A 17,113-nucleotide genomic window follows, 5' to 3' on the forward strand; every position below is an offset into this window, starting at 1 on the left:
GACTTTAAAATTCTTGACTAAGTTTAAAACTTAGTTAGAAACGTTGCTTACATCAACAGTAAGACCAGGACCCATAGTTGAGCTCAAAGTGATCTTTTTGATGTATACACCTTTAGAAGTTGCAGGTTTTAACTTTTTCAAGTCAGCAACTAAGGTTTCAACGTTTTGACGGATAGCAGCAGCATCAAAGCCTAACTGACCGATCGCAGCATGGATAATACCCGCTTTGTCTACACGGTAACGAGCCTGACCAGATTTAGCATTTTTAACAGCATTCGCTACATCAGGAGTTACAGTACCAACTTTAGGGTTTGGCATTAAACCACGTGGACCAAGGATTGTACCGAGCTTACCAACAACACGCATAGCGTCAGGAGCAGCGATTACAACATCAAAGTTAAGGTTTCCACCTTGGATGCTTTCTGCAAGGTCATCAAAACCTACGATGTCTGCACCAGCTTCTTTAGCAGCTTCTGCTTGCGCGCCTTGAGCAAATACCGCTACACGTACAGTTTTACCAGTACCAGCAGGTAATGTAGTCGCACCACGAACAACCTGATCAGATTTACGCGGGTCTACACCAAGGTTTACAGCTACATCTAAAGATTCTTTGAACTTCGCAGCAGGTAAGCTGTTAAGAACTTGAACAGCTTCTTCCAAAGTGTAAACTTTGTTTGCTTCAACAGCAGCAGCAATGGCTTTTTGACGTTTAGTTAACTTTGCCATGTCTTATAGCTCCACTTCCAAGCCCATAGAACGTGCAGAACCAGCGATGGTACGTACACGTGCGTCTAAATCAGCACCAGTTAAATCTGGTTCTTTAGTAGTCGCAATTTCTTCTAACTGAGCACGAGTCAACTTACCAACTTTAGTTTTGTTTGGTACAGGTGAACCTTTTTGGATACCAGCAGCTTTCTTAAGAAGAATAGAAGCTGGTGGAGTTTTCATGATGAATGTGAACGACTTATCGTTGTACACAGTAATCACTACAGGAATTGGAAGACCTTGTTCAACTTTTTGTGTAGCAGCATTGAATTCTTTACAGAATGCCATGATGTTTACACCACGTTGACCTAATGCAGGACCAATTGGTGGAGATGGATTTGCTTTACCAGCTGGAACTTGCAGCTTGATATAGCCGTCAATCTTCTTAGCCATTTTAAAATACCTCTGGGTACAAACGCCGCTAGGCTCCCCAATGTTTACGCTACACTTTTATTACAACAACAATGCCCGATAAAATCGGGCGTTTTTCAACCAATTAAGATTAAATCGTTTTTTCGACCTGGCGAAATTCGAGTTCAACCTGAGTTGGTCGATTAAATACGTTAATCGTCAACGTTAAACGCGACTTCTCGTATTGAACTTCTTCCACCACACCTTTAAAGTCTGTGAATGGACCGTCAATAACAAGTAATTCTTCACCTGGCTCAAACATCGTCTTAGGACGTGGTGCTTCACCAGTATTACGTACACGCGCAAGAATCGCATCCGCTTCACGCTGAGTGATTGGCGCTGGTTTTTCAGGTGTACCACCGATAAAACCTAGAACCTTTGGACATTCTTTAACGATATGCCAAGTATCATCATTCATTTCCATTTCAACTAACACATAGCCAGGAAAGAATTTACGCTCAGATTTACGTTTCTTACCATCCTTCATTTCTACCACTTCTTCGGTAGGAACAAGGACATCACCAAAGCTATCAGCAACAGCGCTACGCTGGATTCGTTCTGTAAGTGAACGTAACACTTGTTTTTCATAGCCAGAGTAGGCATGAATAATGTACCAACGTTTCATAGCTCTTTTACCCGATAATCAACTTAATTAACCAACCCAAACCATAGTCAAAACACCATAAAACCAATGATGCAACAACTACAACCAATAGAACCTGCCACGATGTAGTGACTGTTTCTTGTTTTGTTGGCCAAGTTACTCGACGCAATTCGACTCGTGCATCTTTTAGCAAACGAACGAAGCCTTTACCTTGATGGGTGGCGTATAATAAACCTAAAGCCACAACGATACAAGCAAAAATTGCCCCAACGCGCACCCAAATATTGTTTGCAGGTGCCCAATGCGCAGGTAAATATTGATTCGCCATAACAGCTAAAACCAATAATGCAATCGCAATCACCCATAGAACAATATCTAGAGGGGAACCAGAACGAACAACTTCAGCAGAATTATTTCTTTGAGGAATTGGCGCGTCGCTCAATGCGTCACGCGATTTATCATTCGACATTTTTGTACTCGTCGTAGAACTCGCGACTTATTATATGAACAACTAAGCCAGCATCAAGCTTTTTATTTGAAAATATGGCAGGCCAGGAGGGACTCGAACCCCCAACATTCGGTTTTGGAGACCGACGCTCTACCAATTGAACTACTGACCTATAATGCAAGTTGAGAGCCAAAGCCCTCAACCTGAGACGTAATCCGTCACTATATTATGCTTATGCAGTTACTTTCGCAACAACACCAGCACCTACAGTACGACCACCTTCACGGATCGCAAAACGTAGACCTGGGTCCATTGCGATTGGGTGGATTAATTCTACTGACATTTCAACGTTGTCACCTGGCATAACCATTTCAACGCCGTCTTGTAATTGGATTGCGCCAGTTACGTCAGTTGTACGGAAGTAGAACTGTGGACGGTAACCGTTAAGGAATGGAGTATGGCGACCACCTTCTTCTTTAGAAAGTACGTATACTTCTGCATCGAATTTAGTGTGTGGCTTGATTGTACCTGGTTTAGCAAGTACTTGACCACGTTGTACGTCTTCACGCTTAGTACCACGAAGTAATACACCACAGTTCTCGCCTGCACGACCTTCGTCAAGCAATTTACGGAACATTTCAACGCCAGTAACTGTAGTTGTTTGAGTATCACGGATACCAACGATTTCAACTGATTCGCCTACTTTCACGATACCAGCTTCTACACGACCAGTTACTACTGTACCACGGCCAGAGATAGAGAATACGTCTTCGATTGGCATTAAGAATGCTTTGTCGATAGCACGTTCTGGTTCTGGAATGTAAGAGTCAAGCGCTTCAACAAGAGCAAGAACTGAAGGCTCACCATATTGACCAGCATCGCCTTCTAACGCTTTAAGCGCAGAACCACGGATAACTGGAGTGTCATCACCTGGGAAGTCATAAGTAGAAAGAAGTTCACGAACTTCCATTTCTACTAATTCAAGTAATTCTTCATCATCAACAAGGTCACACTTGTTTAAGAATACGATGATGTAAGGTACACCAACCTGACGAGAAAGAAGGATGTGTTCACGAGTTTGTGGCATTGGACCATCAGTCGCAGCACATACAAGGATCGCGCCGTCCATCTGAGCAGCACCAGTAATCATGTTTTTAACATAATCGGCGTGGCCCGGGCAGTCTACGTGAGCGTAGTGACGGATTGGAGAATCGTATTCTACGTGTGAAGTATTAATTGTAATACCACGTGCTTTTTCTTCAGGTGCTGAGTCGATTTGTGAGTAATCTTTCGCTTCACCGCCGTAAGTTTTTGCACAAATAGTTGCAATCGCAGCAGTTAAAGTTGTTTTACCATGGTCAACGTGACCGATTGTGCCCACGTTTACGTGTGGCTTATTACGTTCAAACTTAGCCTTAGCCATGTTTATAGTCCTCGTTTACGTCGAACACAATTCTGAGTAAGACCCAGCATCGACATATCGCCTAAAAAATCAAACACCCAATACTTGAAAAGCAGACTAATAAGCCTGCTTTTTAAATCTTTGTAGAAAATCTACTAAACTGTATCTGGAGCTCTTATCGAGATTTGAACTCGAGACCTCTCCCTTACCAAGGGAGTGCTCTACCACTGAGCTATAAGAGCGATTATCCTTCGATGGAGCGGGAGACGAGGGTCGAACTCGCGACATGCAGCTTGGAAGGCTGCCGCTCTACCAACTGAGCTACTCCCGCACGATGCTGGTATACTTAGCACTTCAATCGAAGTTAATGGTGGTGAGAGAAGGATTCGAACCTTCGAAACTTTCGTAGCGGAGTTACAGTCCGCCCCCTTTGACCGCTCGGGAATCTCACCACTTCACACTTATTTCAGTGTTATTCTTCACTTAACAACTCCACACTTTTAGATGGTGCCGGCACACGGATTCGAACTGTGGACCTACTGATTACAAGTCAGTTGCTCTACCAACTGAGCTATGCCGGCGCTTCTTAGTGTTTCGTACGTTTCGTATCGGAACGGTGTGCAGTTTAGCAAAACTTCCAAACGATGCAAGTGGTTTTTTTAAAAAAATCGCTAAAAACTCATAAAATCAATCCGTTTGACGATAATTCAACCGCTTTAATCACTGCGCGAGCTTTTATTTGTGTTTCATTCCATTCTGATTCAGGGTTTGAGTCAGCAACCAGGCCCGCTCCAGCCTGCACATACACTTTTTTATCGCGGATAACACACGTACGGATTGCAATCGACATGTCCATTTCACCATGCCATCCTAAATACCCCACTGCCCCGCCAAAAACGCCTCGCTTAACAGGCTCAACTTCATCAATGATTTCCATTGCACGAATTTTCGGTGCGCCAGATAGAGTACCTGCTGGAAAGGTTGCCTTAAATACATCTAAGGCATCGATATCATCACGAACTTCACCTTGCACATTTGAAACAATGTGCATGACATGCGAATAGCGCTCAATCACCATTTGATCAGTAACTTTGACCTTACCAATTTTAGAAACTCGACCAACATCATTTCGACCAAGGTCAATCAACATTAAATGCTCTGCTATTTCTTTTTCATCAGAAAGTAAATCTTTTTCTAAAGCGATGTCTTCTTCTTTAGTTTTTCCACGCGGTCTTGTACCTGCAAGTGGACGGACTGTCGCAATACCATTTTCCAGACGAGAAAGAATTTCTGGTGATGATCCTACAATATGAAATGGTTTGTTATCTGTAATGGTCTGACCCTGCACCAAAAACAAATAAGGTGAAGGGTTTAAATGACGTAAAGCACGGTAAACTTGCAAAGCCTCACCATCAAAGTCCGAAACCATACGCTGGCCTGGAACAACCTGCATAACATCACCCGCACGGATGTATTCTTTAACCTTTTCTATGGTTTCAAGGAACTTAGCCTTACCTGTAATCGATTCAAAATGAGGCGGTGTATGCGGCTTAGCTTGCAAACTCACTGGTGTAGCTAATAACTGCTCTAATTGATCCAACTTTTGCTGAGCATCTTCATAAGCATGTGCCTGCGTTGTATCAGCATGGACAATTAGAAATAAAGTATCTTTAAGGTTATCGAAAACAATGACTGTCTTTGATAGCATCAACCACAAGTCTGGTAAAGCAATTGGATCAACCGCAGGTACATTCTTTAAGCGTGGCTCAATATAACGAACCGCATCATAGCCCAAATAACCAACTAGCCCGCCAGTAAAACTTGGTAATGCTGGCAGAAGCTCAGCTGGTGGCACTGTAAATTGCTTCTGAAATTCACGAATATATTGAAATGGATCTAGACAATCTTCTTGTGTGATCGAACCATCAGCATGCTGTATAGACAAGATCCCTGCATTACATGAAAAAACTGTCGATTCGCCTAAACCAATCATGGAGTAGCGCGCCCAGTTTTCACCACCTTCAACCGACTCAAATAAATAAGCTTGTTTTTGATCCTTGAAACGAGCAAAAACAGATAAAGGTGTTTCCGTATCTGCCAAACGCTGGCGATAAACTGGAATCGTGTTGTAACCTGATGCCTTAAGTTGTTCAAATTGCGCTAATGTAGTCATGAATTTTTCTCTAATATGGTTTCGATTTAAAACGGTGTTTTTCTAGTTTCGATTTAGACACGCCATCGAAAAACCATACGCTTATTCATGCTGATCTCCATTTCACTCATTAGATAATTAACTCAGCCAAACTATCAACCACTTGCTGAGGTTGGCAATCATAGATATTTTCTCCATGATTATAGCCATAGCTAACCACAATACAATCAATTCCCGCGCGGCGTGCAGCCTCAATATCATTACTTGAATCGCCAATCATTAGCGCGTGCGAAGCAGATATCTTTAAACTTTGCATACAATGTAACAAAGGCAATGGATGTGGTTTTCTCTCTGGCAAGCTATCACCACCCAATACAACTTGAAAATAAGAAGAAAGTTCCAATGCATCAAGTAATCCTTGAGCAAGTTGCACAGGCTTATTGGTAACACATGCCATATGTATATTCAAAGCTTTACAATGCTTTAAAAACTCAGTTACTCCAGGATAAATTTGAGTATTTACGCAAAGCTCCGCACCATATACATCCACAAATTTTTGTAATAAAACTTTATGTTGTTCGGTATCTAATTTTCCAAATATATGAAGCAAAACACTTTCACAAAGTTTTGAAGCTCCTTTACCTACCCATTCTCGTATTTGTGCTTCAGTTACCGATGGCCAACTTAGCGCTTGTAAACTTAAATTCATGGATCGATATAAATCAGCTGCAGAGTCAACTAACGTTCCATCAAGGTCAAATAAAATTAAATCGCGCTTATTTAGTTGTGCAACAGACATCTTCTTATACTCAAAATTAAAAAGGCATGCGTTTAGCATGCCTTGATTGTAAAAGCACCAACGGATTATTTAAAGAACAACCATGCCAATAAAGCTAAGATTACTAAAATAATAATAGTGATCAAACCAACTGAGGCATTCTTCTGTTGCTCTTTTTCTTCAGCAACACGAGAAACAGGCTCATCAAAGGCAACTGGTGTCTGTTGTGGTTGTACATTAACATCTACACCTTCCGGGATCGGTGCAGGTTTTGGAATAGAGATATTCTGCGGCATACCATCGCGACTGACTTCTATTTCAGCAGCACGCTCTGTAAGGCTTGGCATCCCTTGATCGCTTAAATCTTGAGATGGAGCCGTATTTACAGGCTCTACTTCAATTTCAGGCAAATCCTCTATTTCCTGCACAGGCGCTAATACAGAAAATTTAAAGCTAGCAAATTGAACAATATCACCATCATGCAGCTGTTTTTCTTGCTCAATACGAATATCGTTTATGAATGTGCCATTCGATGAATTAAGGTCTTGCACCCATAGCAATTGATCTTTTAAAAGCAATGCAGCGTGGCGACGTGAAATTTCAGCAGCTTGTAACAACACATCAGCATCTTGATGGCGCCCCACCAACATATCACGATCAATACTAATTTCTTGGCCAGTAATTTCGCCAGTAATTGCTTGTAATTTCCAAGTCATGCGTATGTCCTATTTCACTTTTTATCAATCATAACATGCTACTACGGCGCTGTGCTTGGACGCAGTGTCGTTGTTGTTACTGTATTTTTAGTACGATTAATTTCAGGCTCAGGCAACTGTAAGGTTTGCTTTCGAACCGCAGGTTCTACCGCTACGGGTGTGGTTACTGTCGAGCTTTTTCCACCCGATGGAACCTGTTGATAATTTTTTGGCTGAGAGGTAACACTTGGCAGTGTCATCTTTTGATTATAGACATCATCGACCTGCTCAGGCAGTTTGGCAAAATTACCATTTTGATCCATCGCCAATTGCAAGCTGTAAAGCTGATTATAGCGCTGCTGAGACAAACGGCGCACATCATTCGCATCACCCACAATTGTTGGATGAATAAAGACAAGAAGATTACGCTTCGTATTACTTCTGCTGTCTGATCGGAATAACCTACCTAGGTATGGAATACTGCTTAACCCAGGAATACCTTGACGACTAAGCTCAACATCATCAGACACCAAGCCACCTAAAACAACTGTTTGTCCATGCTCAGCCAATACAGCAGTTTTAATAGCACGTTTATTAGTAATTAAATCGGCTGCCTGACCTTTACTGGTCTGAACATTCGAAACTTCTTGCTCAACTTCGAGACGAACCGTACCACCTTCACCGATATGTGGAACAACTTTTAATGTCACCCCGACATCTTTTCGTTCAACAGTTGTGTATGGATTGATACCTGTACTATTCGTAGTGACTGACCCTGTTACAAATGGAACGTTCTGACCTACAACAATATAAGCCTCTTCATTATCCATAGTCACAATGGATGGTGTCGAAAGTAAATTTGATTTGGTGTTAGCTTTGAGGGCTTGAATTAATGCACCATAAGCCTTACGGGAATTCTCAAAATTACCTACAGCAAAAGTTGCACCATTACCTTTATTGGCACCACCAGCAATAGCGGATGCCGCTCCAGCCGAACCACCAGACAAATAACCAGCAGCAATAGAAGATAAACTTGCACCCACATTACTGAAGCTAAGCAAGCCTATTCCACTAGATAGATCACCTAGCGCCCATTGAATTCCGAGTTGATCTGCATCATCTCCTGAAACTTCAATAATGGCAGCTTCAATTAAAACTTGCTGACGGCGAACATCAAGTTGCTGGATAGCAGATTCAATTTCACGCATTAATTGTGGATCAGCCTTAACCACTAACGAGTTTTGGGCATTATCCGCAATGATACTCACACCATTTTGGCTAAAGCTAGAGATACTGTTCTGATTGTTATTATTTGAATTACCATTTAGGTTAATAGATGGGGTAGAAATTGAGCTACCATTTGAACCAGATGTATTTGAGCTGGAATTCTGGTTATTACCCATCAAATTATTAATCGGATTCGATGAGTTAGAAGAATTATTATTACTATTTGACGAAGAAACAGCCTGCCCCGTTACAAGGCCTTGTAAAATCTCTGATAAATTTTTTGCACTTGCATATTTCAGTCGGAAAACTTTTAAGCCGCCTAAACGGTCTGCCGAAGGCACATCCAGCATCTCAATCATGTGGCGAATGCGCTTACGTGTTTCAGGATCACCCTTTACCAAAATACGATTCGTTCGGTTGTCTGCAATAATACGAATACGTGCGCCACTAAAATCTTTCGAAGCCCCCGTTGCACTCATTGCCTCAAGTTGAGTAATGATTTCTTCAGCTTGGCTCGATTGAAGGCTTATTGCCTCAATATCATTTTGCCCCGTACCATCAAGGTTACGAATGATATTTTCAAGTTGATAGATATTCGCAGCTCGGTCAGAAATAATCAGCGCATTAGTGCCTGCTATCGCAGCCATATGTGCAAATTGTGGCATTAAAGGGCGAAGTGCTGGAATTAAGTCATTTGGATTCGTATTTTCAAGCCAAATGACTCGAGTGACAATTTGATCACCACGCAGTCTATTTCTAGAATCGTAAGGAATTCCCGAATTTTTAACATTGCTATCTGGCACCAGTTTAATGGTGTTCCCAGAAGGAATTGCCACAACCCCATTTACATTTAGGACCCCAAGGAACAGATCATAAACTTCATCTTTATTGAGGGGTTTATTCGATATTACTGTGACATTGCCACGCACTCGCGGATCTACTGCAAAGTTTTTTCCCGTGATGTCTGCAACTTCATTAATAAATGCAGTTAAGTCAGCATCACGTAAATTGATCTTCCATGTCTGGGCATAGACGCTGCTGCTCACTGTCGCAATCAATGGGGCTGCTGCAAGTAATGCCCAAAGTGGACGTTGATGATTCAATAAAGCCATAACTTGCGATAATTCCTAACTCTTATGGTGACGTGTTATCACTAAAAATTTTGTTGTATGGTCATCACTTGATCACCACGTTTTATTTCTATTTTTACTTGCCCAGCTCGACGAGCTTGTTCAAGTAACTGCACATCCGTTTGTCCTTGCCCAACCGTTTGACCATTTAAAGAAACAATCCGGTCACCCGGCCTTAAACCTAACTTATTTCGAAGCGCAGTGGGTGTACGTTCTGTAACTTCAAAACCTTCGCTTGAGTTCCCGCTTACGCCCATATCACGTAGATATTGTTCACGGTTCCCTTGCATTTGCTGAATAGCCTGTCCAAGCGCTTCTTGAGTCGTATTAACAGGTGCAGACGGCTGAGTCCCAGTAGCAGCAGGTTGTGAAGCATCTGGCGTCATGGGCTGATATAAACCATTTGGCAGACCTTTAAACTGAAGCTCACGCGTACTTCCATTACCTTGACGCAATATCACATGATCCCAATAAACTTCTGCCAACTGATAAGATGTAGAGCCTATGGTTTCCCCCACCCGATATCGGTCAGCAGTATTATCAAGCTTAATAACCGCTGAGGAAAAACGGTTCGGATAGCCCACCATCACACCCTGCAATTCTAGGTTGACATTTTCCTGAGCTGCATTGGCTGAAGGTTCATTAAAAATCGAAAAAGTACTAATGTTAGGAATTTGCGGCTGCTGTGATCCCAACTCTACCCGATCGAATTGCATCATTTGGGGAGGTGCAATGACCCACCAAAATAATGAAGCCAATTTCCAACACAGCCATAAAATTAAAAAGGCAAATACGACAACACTTAACCGGTCTAATTTTTGCCATTGTAGTTGCTGTAATTTCTCAATCCATACTTTCATTATTAGTTACCCCCTTGTATTAAGGGTTGACGAGAACTAATGACAAAAGTATCTAAACCGGCTTTTCCATCATAAGACGGAATATTCAGTAATAATCTTTGTGTAAGCTGCACATCAAGCATCATATTGGCATCTAATAGAAGATTTGCCATTTTTTGACTGCGTTGATCACGTATATCAATCTGTAATTGACCATTTTGATCCGTTAATTGCCCATTTAAAGAAGGCATATTCATCCGGTCTTGACGGTCACCAATATTATAAATTAAAGCACCACCACCCCAATGCAATTGACCATCAACTGCAGCGAAACCTTGCTCTTTTTTATAATTAAAATCAATATCTTTTAACTGGATACTGTTTACAGGCCATTGCCAGTTCACAATTTGTTTTAATGTTTCAGGCGCAATTTGACCATTCATTGCTCTAACAAGTACTTTTTTACCAACACCATAGGCCATTACCCCAGATAATTGGGTATTTCCACTATGGATATCCACATCAGCAGCGAACCTTAATAAAAACAGGTCAAGAGGTCTAGTTTTCCAATGAATCGAGCCTCTCAAAGTACCGCGCCGCCAATCTGCTTGGCCCTGCCAGATATTTCCACTTACATTGTGTAGAGTTTGATTATTCTTTGAAAATTTAGAAATAAGCCACGTCGCTGGGATCTGTAAAATAATAAAAATTAAAAATGCAATGAGGGCAAATAACCACCACTTCCACTGCTTAGACTTTTTCTTCATTCAGCCTTACCAACATGCAAATTATCGTCCTTATTTTGAGAGTAGCTCCCTAGTCTGACATTATGCATACTTTTTCAACATCGCCAATTCACTTCATATAAAAAAACCAAGCAATCAGGCTTGGCTTCTGTATATAACTATAAGTTGAACGTATGACAAAATCATGAAAACTGGCTAATCAACTTACTAAATGTACATTTGATCTCAACAATTTATTTAAAGATGAATTTAAACACTCAAATTCTTAAATAATATTTATAGCAAAATTTTAAATATTTTCACGCATAAAAAAGCCAGGCAAATTTGCCTGGCTTTTTAGATCAGCAATACGATTAGATTAAGAAATCTTCAAGTTTTGCGCCTTTTTCAATTTCAGCAACTAACCAGCGTGGTTGTTTACCACGGCCAGTCCAAGTCTCTTCAGAATTGTTTTTGTTGCGGTAACGAGGCTCAACAGATTTACGTGTTGTTTTCTTACGTTTTTGAGCACCAAACTCAAGAAGTTGTTCAACACTAAAACCTACATTTTCAGCGATCTCGATAATTTGATTATAAGCATCTTCAATTGCTTGATCTTTTTTACTTACAATTAAAGCTTCAGCTTCTGCTTGTAAACGTTTTAACTCTTCAACAGATAATTCACTGATATCCGGTTTCATTAATAAATACTCCAGTCTTACAGACAATTCAAAATAATACAGACAAAATTTAAAAACATAAAATCAAGACCAATATTATTTATAATCCATTCAATAAGCAATAGTTTGAAAGCCGTGTTCATCAGAATAATCAAAAAAATTACCTTTTAATTACATTATCAATTATAAATGACATATATTTTATTAATATTTATTTAAGATAAATGTATTAAGTCATGTCCAACAGTTTTTTCTAGCTCAATAATTTTTTGTTTTATCTCTTGAGGTATTTCACATTTTCGTTCTGTTAATTTATCTACGCATACCATAACAGCTTCACCCGTAGCTACGACTTGTTGTTGTGTTTCGCTCCATAATATATAAGCCATACGGAATGCACTATTACGGAGCTCTTCCACGCGAACACCGACTTTCAATACATCGGGATAAAAAACAGGCTTTAAGTATTTGCATTGGCTTGAAGCGACAACGGTATATAATTGTGGGGTTAATATATTTATCGCTTCCATATATAAAATACGTGAGCTTTCAATATATCGATAATATTGTACATTATTGACATGACCAAAAGCATCCATATCTCCCCATGCTACTTTCTGTTCATATATTATCGGGTAGACAGACAGTTCTTTCATTTTTGCCTCATATTTTAAATTTTAAAAAATTCGCATCATTTTCAAAGATTAGGTTTAACTGATTGATTAACACTTCATCTTCTTTAAGGGTAGACTTAATACGCAAATAGCTCATTAAAATATTATCTGGATATAATGTTAATAATGTTTCAGCCTCTGCTTGACGTCCGGTTGCCATATAGACATGCCATTTTGCAAAAGTTAAAACTGGCAAATTCATATATTGATTTTCAAGCTCAATAATTTTTTCTTCAACATCAGCATAGTCTGGAACCTGTTTAAGCAACTGTTGCTGAAACCACAGGTAAAACACTTCTGGATCAAACTGCTCTTTTAATAAGTGTAGTGTTAAGGCTGCATGCTGCATGCTCATATCAGGCATACGTGCTAATAGTTTGAGCCATAACAACTTACTGCTATAAGGTCGAGTTTGGATCTCAGACTCTAAATCCAGATAACGTTGTTGCAAGGCATGTAGATCATCGATAGAAGCTTGATCAAACTGCTGAAGAAGCTGCTGCAACCATAAATCACGGTGTTCAGCATCTAATAATCCATACTTCATTGACCGCAAATATACCCATGGATGTTGCAGCGCTAATTGCCCCCATAATGCAGTTAATCTTTGCTGGTAAGCGGTTTCTATTTCCTCAAGCCAAGGCGATAACTGATGCTGGTATAAAAACTCAAGATGAGTTAATGCGCGGTCAGCCTCGTTTTCAGCTAAGAAGATTTCGATTCGCTGTAACTCGGCCAATTCAAATGCCATGGGTGGTGATTGATCTAAAGCAGCCAATGCTTTTGGATAGTCTCCACTTAAAACCAGAAACTTGGCATCAATAATATTTTTTAAAAGTCCTGATTGAGTAAAAACACGTTCAATAAATACACGTTGGTCTTCGGCAGCCTCTAATAACCAGACAATACCTAATTGTTCATAGGGATGAAGGTTTTTAAACTGGAAGATGTTTTCACTTTTTCTTTGTTCACGAGAGGAATAACGTTTAACCCAAAGCCATATGAGTTGAGCAATAAAACTCATCACCACAAAAGCAAGCGTTAACCCCCAGACATTTGTTTGCAACTGCAATTGTCGCCAGTAAATATAGACATACCCCATTCCATAGCCATAACTAAATAAAGCTAAAGCTGCAAAGAGTATTAAGCTAATTACGAAATAAACCGACAGGAGGTGTTTCATATCTCCTCCTTATGAGCCAATTAGACCAAGTGTAGATAATTTAGGAACAGGCACTACCGATAAATGTGCCACTTTAGCAATACGTTTTTTTAACTGCTGACTCGTTGCATCAGGCATTTCATCTAGCTTTTGCATCACAGACTGCAACTCATTTTGGTACTCTGTCATTTTCCCTTCATTGAGTGCCTGTTCAGCAATTAATAATCTTAATTGCACTTCTTTGATCACTACACTTCGATTCATTAAATTAATAGACGGCGTTTCTACTTTTTCTATACGAAACCATTTTTTCCACCAAGACACAGACTCGGATTGATCCATCTCAAGTTTAGGCTGAGCCAAGGCTTGCTGAATATTTTTATCAATCGTTTGTAATAAATCGTCAATCAATTGATGGCGTTGATTTTGGGCCAATGTGAATTGCTGAACTGCCTGTTTATCCTGCTCCAGTGATTGGTTCAAGCTATGTTGCAATGCAGGGGCAATTTCATAGTGTAGAAGAGATTGCTGTAACTGGTTTAATTGATCAACTGCGTAAATCAATTGCTGCTGATCAATTGCAAATTGAATTAAATCTAACTTTTGTTTTATTAAAACTGTAGGGGCAATACCCATCGGCGGGACTTCTAAATTGCCTGCCGGACTCAGTTTATTTCCTGTATTTACAGGTTGATTCTGTAATTGTCGCTGTAAAGCAACCAATTGATCATTTAGATTGGCATAGTGCTGTTCTGATTGAAGCAGACTTTGCTTAAGCTCGGGAACAGTACGAGAAATTTGCCACATATCGTAACTGAGCTTAGCCAACCAAGCCATGCCCAGTAAAATGATGATAGAAACAAGTTTTCTCATACGAATCCTTATAATGCCTGAATGTGATGAATCATCCCCGAAGGCGATAAATTTTCAAGTTGAATAATGTGAAAATGAGCCTGTTGCTGATCGCGATATTCTTTAACAATTTGAAAAAGACGTGGCCCTAAAACCAAATATACGCAATCAGCTTGTACATTATTTTTTGAACAAAGCTCTAACCAATACTTCCAGCTCGCCTCACTCGTAATTAAGACCAGCCATTTGTTTAAATTATAATTTGAATTCTGTGTCAGATGTTTGAATGTGGAATATGAGGCTTCTGGGCACTGCCGATAATATAAAACGAAATTTAAAATCTGAATTCCTTGCTGTTGCAAGGTCTCCATCATAAATTGACGTCCACCTTCTCCTCGCCAAAAAGCGACGCTACCCGCCTGCCTCATATTATGGAGAATAGGGAGATTTAACATCCCCTCAGAGGTTTCAACATCTGGAATATGTGCTTCTATTCCATATTCATTTAGACAATTGGCCGTTGACTGCCCAACAGCAATCCACTGAATATGTTTTAAATCACTGAGCTTTAAACCGCTTTGCAGTAAATACTTCATCCCCACATCAACGGCGGTTGGGCTCACTACAACTATAGCTTGTGCTTTAACTAATTGTTGGTAAAGCTGAAGTAAATGTTCGGAAAAGGGTTTAGCAACGAGTTCTAAAAGAGGTAAAGACTCAACCTGATAACCTTCATTTTGCAAAACTTCTGTTAATTCTGCAGCCCGAGAATCAGGTCGAGTATTAATAAACAACATAGCTTAGTAGAGAGCCTTTAATAGCTCACCAGCGCCCTGATCAAGTAAGTTTCGAGCAAGGTTTTCACCCAATTGCTGAGCATTGCTGGCTTCATCTGTCAGTTCAGCACGTAATAATGTTTGACCATCGGCACTTCCGACACGACCTTCAATATGGATTTGTCCATTTTGTAGTGTGGCATAACCTGCAATTGGTACCTGACAACCGCCTTCAAGATAAGCATTAAAGGCACGCTCAGCACGCACACAAACATCTGTTTCTTGGTGTAATAAAGGTTGAATTAAAGCTAATACTTCGTTGTCAGCTACACGGCATTCCAAACCCAATGCACCTTGACCTACAGCAGGCAAACTAATGTCTGGTGTTAAACAATGACGAATGCGTTCTGACAATCCTAAGCGCTTCAAACCAGCACTGGCCAAAATAATCGCGTCGTATTGACCATCATCTAGCTTCCCTAGACGTGTTCCAACATTTCCACGCAAATCAATAATTTGCAAATCAGGGCGTTGTTTTAAAATCTGAGATTTACGACGTAAACTTGATGTACCAACTTTTGCACCTTGAGGTAGATCAGCAAATTTTTCAAATTGATTTGAAACGAAAGCATCTAATGGATCTTCACGTTCACAAATTACCGCCAAGGTTAAACCTTCTGGCAAAGCCATCGGGACATCTTTCATTGAATGTACGGCTAAATCTGCACGCCCATCTAAAAGTGCTGCTTCTAACTCTTTAACAAACAGCCCTTTCCCACCAATTTTTGCTAAAGGCGTATCTAAGATTTTATCGCCCTGCGTGACAAATTTAACCAACTCCACCGTTAAATCCGGGTGAAGCTCCTGTAATCGGGCACGAATATATTCTGCCTGCCAAAGAGCAAGTGGGCTTTGTCGTGTAGCAATTTTCAAGGTTTTCATAAATTCAAGCATGGGCTGGTCAAACAATACACCCTAAACTTAACTTGATCCCTTAAAATTGCAAGTAAAATCTCGCACGTCCAAGATAACTCTTTTTAAGTTTAGAGCTGATGAATTCGGTCTCTGAGCATAGATAAATGTCGACGACTCACCGAAAGTCGTTCATCTAAACCACGTAATCGAACCTGATATTGCCCCGAACTGACCAACTCCAATCCATCTAAATAGGCAACTGCAACCAACGCATTGCGATGAATACGAATGAATTGATCTGCAAATTCGGTTTCAAGCTCTTTTAATGTTTCATCAATTAATACACTGCCATTTTGATGACGCACCGTGACATATTTCTGATCTGCTAAAAAATAATAAATATTCTCCACAGGAATCAGCTCAACCCCACGATAGGTTTTGGCAGCAATTTGATGTCGCTGTGTTTTTAGATCATGTAAAAAATCATGTTGTGGCAAAGCATTGAGCTGTGCTCGAGTAAGCTGAGTCAGTTGACTAAAAACTTGTTCAAGTTCTTGAGGGTCGATCGGTTTAAGAAGATAAGCTTGAGCCTGAGATTTAAACGCTTCCAATGCATGTTGATCATAGGCTGTACAAAATACAATCGCAGGTCTAGGGCTCAGCTGACTTAACTGTTCTGCACAGACAAGACCATTCATACCTGGCATTTGAATATCAAGTAAAATTACATCCGGTTGATGAAGCCGCGCCTGTTCCAAGGCTTCCTGTCCATGATGAGCGGTTGCTACAACTTCATGTCCCATCTTTGAAACTAAACGTGATAATCGCTCCACTGCAAGTGGTTCGTCATCACAAATCAGCACCTTCATTCATCCTCC

Annotated in this window: 18 protein-coding genes and 5 tRNA genes; all 23 read right to left on the reverse strand. The window is 40.4% G+C overall.

The window, feature by feature from the left end; translation table 11 throughout:
• Positions 1 to 30: 30 nt before the first annotated feature.
• The gene (rplA, locus tag ACB088_RS14790; RefSeq protein ID WP_003654501.1) at positions 31 to 726 is read right to left on the reverse strand and encodes a 50S ribosomal protein L1; all 696 of its coding nucleotides are present in this window, start codon (positions 724 to 726) and stop codon (positions 31 to 33) included.
• A gap of 3 nt (positions 727 to 729) precedes the next feature.
• The gene (gene rplK / locus ACB088_RS14795; protein WP_003654500.1) at positions 730 to 1,158 is read right to left on the reverse strand and encodes a 50S ribosomal protein L11; all 429 of its coding nucleotides are present in this window, start codon (positions 1,156 to 1,158) and stop codon (positions 730 to 732) included.
• Between the two features lie 109 nt (positions 1,159 to 1,267).
• A complete protein-coding gene (gene nusG, locus ACB088_RS14800) occupies positions 1,268 to 1,801 on the reverse strand; it encodes a transcription termination/antitermination protein NusG (RefSeq protein ID WP_003654499.1) in 534 nt (177 codons plus the stop codon).
• 7 nt (positions 1,802 to 1,808) lie between these two features.
• Positions 1,809 to 2,249 carry a preprotein translocase subunit SecE gene (gene secE, locus ACB088_RS14805; RefSeq protein ID WP_004640737.1) on the reverse strand — a complete coding sequence of 147 codons (441 nt, stop codon included), beginning with the start codon at positions 2,247 to 2,249 and terminating at the stop codon, positions 1,809 to 1,811.
• Between the two features lie 75 nt (positions 2,250 to 2,324).
• Positions 2,325 to 2,400, reverse strand: a tRNA-Trp gene (locus ACB088_RS14810).
• A 60-nt stretch (positions 2,401 to 2,460) separates the two neighbouring features.
• Positions 2,461 to 3,651 carry an elongation factor Tu gene (tuf, locus tag ACB088_RS14815; RefSeq protein ID WP_004640736.1) on the reverse strand — a complete coding sequence of 397 codons (1,191 nt, stop codon included), beginning with the start codon at positions 3,649 to 3,651 and terminating at the stop codon, positions 2,461 to 2,463.
• Between the two features lie 146 nt (positions 3,652 to 3,797).
• Positions 3,798 to 3,872 (reverse strand) — tRNA-Thr (locus tag ACB088_RS14820).
• Positions 3,873 to 3,885: 13 nt separating this feature from the next.
• Positions 3,886 to 3,961: transfer RNA gene (locus tag ACB088_RS14825), tRNA-Gly, on the reverse strand.
• A gap of 37 nt (positions 3,962 to 3,998) precedes the next feature.
• Positions 3,999 to 4,082 (reverse strand) — tRNA-Tyr (locus ACB088_RS14830).
• A 53-nt stretch (positions 4,083 to 4,135) separates the two neighbouring features.
• Positions 4,136 to 4,211 (reverse strand) — tRNA-Thr (locus ACB088_RS14835).
• Positions 4,212 to 4,309: 98 nt separating this feature from the next.
• Positions 4,310 to 5,803: an anthranilate synthase component I gene (trpE, locus tag ACB088_RS14840; RefSeq protein ID WP_375037319.1), complete on the reverse strand. Its 1,494-nt coding sequence runs from the start codon at positions 5,801 to 5,803 to the stop codon at positions 4,310 to 4,312.
• A gap of 109 nt (positions 5,804 to 5,912) precedes the next feature.
• A complete protein-coding gene (locus tag ACB088_RS14845; protein WP_375037320.1) occupies positions 5,913 to 6,581 on the reverse strand; it encodes a phosphoglycolate phosphatase in 669 nt (222 codons plus the stop codon).
• Between the two features lie 65 nt (positions 6,582 to 6,646).
• Positions 6,647 to 7,276 (reverse strand): FHA domain-containing protein, encoded by a 630-nt coding sequence (locus tag ACB088_RS14850; protein WP_092709570.1) that lies wholly within the window; start codon positions 7,274 to 7,276, stop codon positions 6,647 to 6,649.
• Positions 7,277 to 7,317: 41 nt separating this feature from the next.
• Positions 7,318 to 9,594, reverse strand: coding sequence for a type II secretion system secretin GspD (gene gspD / locus ACB088_RS14855; RefSeq protein WP_375037321.1), 2,277 nt, complete (start codon positions 9,592 to 9,594; stop codon positions 7,318 to 7,320).
• Positions 9,595 to 9,635: 41 nt separating this feature from the next.
• Positions 9,636 to 10,472 (reverse strand): type II secretion system protein N, encoded by an 837-nt coding sequence (locus ACB088_RS14860; protein WP_375037322.1) that lies wholly within the window; start codon positions 10,470 to 10,472, stop codon positions 9,636 to 9,638.
• A 2-nt stretch (positions 10,473 to 10,474) separates the two neighbouring features.
• The gene (gspN, locus tag ACB088_RS14865) at positions 10,475 to 11,218 is read right to left on the reverse strand and encodes a type II secretion system protein N (protein ID WP_092709578.1); all 744 of its coding nucleotides are present in this window, start codon (positions 11,216 to 11,218) and stop codon (positions 10,475 to 10,477) included.
• 332 nt (positions 11,219 to 11,550) lie between these two features.
• Entirely contained in the window at positions 11,551 to 11,877 is a 327-nt protein-coding gene (locus ACB088_RS14870) for an H-NS family nucleoid-associated regulatory protein (RefSeq protein ID WP_092709580.1), read from the reverse strand.
• Between the two features lie 194 nt (positions 11,878 to 12,071).
• The gene (locus tag ACB088_RS14875; RefSeq protein WP_375037323.1) at positions 12,072 to 12,512 is read right to left on the reverse strand and encodes an acyl-CoA thioesterase; all 441 of its coding nucleotides are present in this window, start codon (positions 12,510 to 12,512) and stop codon (positions 12,072 to 12,074) included.
• Positions 12,513 to 12,519: 7 nt separating this feature from the next.
• Positions 12,520 to 13,713, reverse strand: coding sequence for a heme biosynthesis protein HemY (locus ACB088_RS14880; RefSeq protein WP_375037324.1), 1,194 nt, complete (start codon positions 13,711 to 13,713; stop codon positions 12,520 to 12,522).
• 9 nt (positions 13,714 to 13,722) lie between these two features.
• Positions 13,723 to 14,565 (reverse strand): hypothetical protein, encoded by an 843-nt coding sequence (locus ACB088_RS14885; RefSeq protein WP_375037325.1) that lies wholly within the window; start codon positions 14,563 to 14,565, stop codon positions 13,723 to 13,725.
• An 8-nt stretch (positions 14,566 to 14,573) separates the two neighbouring features.
• A complete protein-coding gene (locus tag ACB088_RS14890) occupies positions 14,574 to 15,341 on the reverse strand; it encodes a uroporphyrinogen-III synthase (protein ID WP_375037326.1) in 768 nt (255 codons plus the stop codon).
• Positions 15,342 to 15,344: 3 nt separating this feature from the next.
• Complete coding sequence (hemC, locus tag ACB088_RS14895; RefSeq protein WP_307013456.1) at positions 15,345 to 16,262, reverse strand: hydroxymethylbilane synthase; 918 nt, start codon at positions 16,260 to 16,262, stop codon at positions 15,345 to 15,347.
• 101 nt (positions 16,263 to 16,363) lie between these two features.
• Positions 16,364 to 17,104 (reverse strand): LytR/AlgR family response regulator transcription factor, encoded by a 741-nt coding sequence (locus ACB088_RS14900; RefSeq protein ID WP_375037327.1) that lies wholly within the window; start codon positions 17,102 to 17,104, stop codon positions 16,364 to 16,366.
• Between the last annotated feature and the right edge of the window lie 9 nt (positions 17,105 to 17,113).

The sequence above is a fragment of the Acinetobacter sp. RW6 genome (genome assembly GCF_041956835.1).
In the GTDB taxonomy this organism is placed as follows: domain Bacteria; phylum Pseudomonadota; class Gammaproteobacteria; order Pseudomonadales; family Moraxellaceae; genus Acinetobacter; species Acinetobacter calcoaceticus.

What these genes read in the sequence shown, in the direction of transcription:
- rplA (WP_003654501.1), bottom strand. Translation starts at nt 726, where the DNA reads ATGGCAAAGTTAACTAAACGTCAAAAAGCCATTGCTGCTGCTGTTGAA.
- rplK (WP_003654500.1), bottom strand. Translation starts at nt 1,158, where the DNA reads ATGGCTAAGAAGATTGACGGCTATATCAAGCTGCAAGTTCCAGCTGGT.
- nusG (WP_003654499.1), bottom strand. Translation starts at nt 1,801, where the DNA reads ATGAAACGTTGGTACATTATTCATGCCTACTCTGGCTATGAAAAACAA.
- secE (WP_004640737.1), bottom strand. Translation starts at nt 2,249, where the DNA reads ATGTCGAATGATAAATCGCGTGACGCATTGAGCGACGCGCCAATTCCT.
- tuf (WP_004640736.1), bottom strand. Translation starts at nt 3,651, where the DNA reads ATGGCTAAGGCTAAGTTTGAACGTAATAAGCCACACGTAAACGTGGGC.
- trpE (WP_375037319.1), bottom strand. Translation starts at nt 5,803, where the DNA reads ATGACTACATTAGCGCAATTTGAACAACTTAAGGCATCAGGTTACAAC.
- ACB088_RS14845 (WP_375037320.1), bottom strand. Translation starts at nt 6,581, where the DNA reads ATGTCTGTTGCACAACTAAATAAGCGCGATTTAATTTTATTTGACCTT.
- ACB088_RS14850 (WP_092709570.1), bottom strand. Translation starts at nt 7,276, where the DNA reads ATGACTTGGAAATTACAAGCAATTACTGGCGAAATTACTGGCCAAGAA.
- gspD (WP_375037321.1), bottom strand. Translation starts at nt 9,594, where the DNA reads ATGGCTTTATTGAATCATCAACGTCCACTTTGGGCATTACTTGCAGCA.
- ACB088_RS14860 (WP_375037322.1), bottom strand. Translation starts at nt 10,472, where the DNA reads ATGAAAGTATGGATTGAGAAATTACAGCAACTACAATGGCAAAAATTA.
- gspN (WP_092709578.1), bottom strand. Translation starts at nt 11,218, where the DNA reads ATGAAGAAAAAGTCTAAGCAGTGGAAGTGGTGGTTATTTGCCCTCATT.
- ACB088_RS14870 (WP_092709580.1), bottom strand. Translation starts at nt 11,877, where the DNA reads ATGAAACCGGATATCAGTGAATTATCTGTTGAAGAGTTAAAACGTTTA.
- ACB088_RS14875 (WP_375037323.1), bottom strand. Translation starts at nt 12,512, where the DNA reads ATGAAAGAACTGTCTGTCTACCCGATAATATATGAACAGAAAGTAGCA.
- ACB088_RS14880 (WP_375037324.1), bottom strand. Translation starts at nt 13,713, where the DNA reads ATGAAACACCTCCTGTCGGTTTATTTCGTAATTAGCTTAATACTCTTT.
- ACB088_RS14885 (WP_375037325.1), bottom strand. Translation starts at nt 14,565, where the DNA reads ATGAGAAAACTTGTTTCTATCATCATTTTACTGGGCATGGCTTGGTTG.
- ACB088_RS14890 (WP_375037326.1), bottom strand. Translation starts at nt 15,341, where the DNA reads ATGTTGTTTATTAATACTCGACCTGATTCTCGGGCTGCAGAATTAACA.
- hemC (WP_307013456.1), bottom strand. Translation starts at nt 16,262, where the DNA reads ATGAAAACCTTGAAAATTGCTACACGACAAAGCCCACTTGCTCTTTGG.
- ACB088_RS14900 (WP_375037327.1), bottom strand. Translation starts at nt 17,104, where the DNA reads ATGAAGGTGCTGATTTGTGATGACGAACCACTTGCAGTGGAGCGATTA.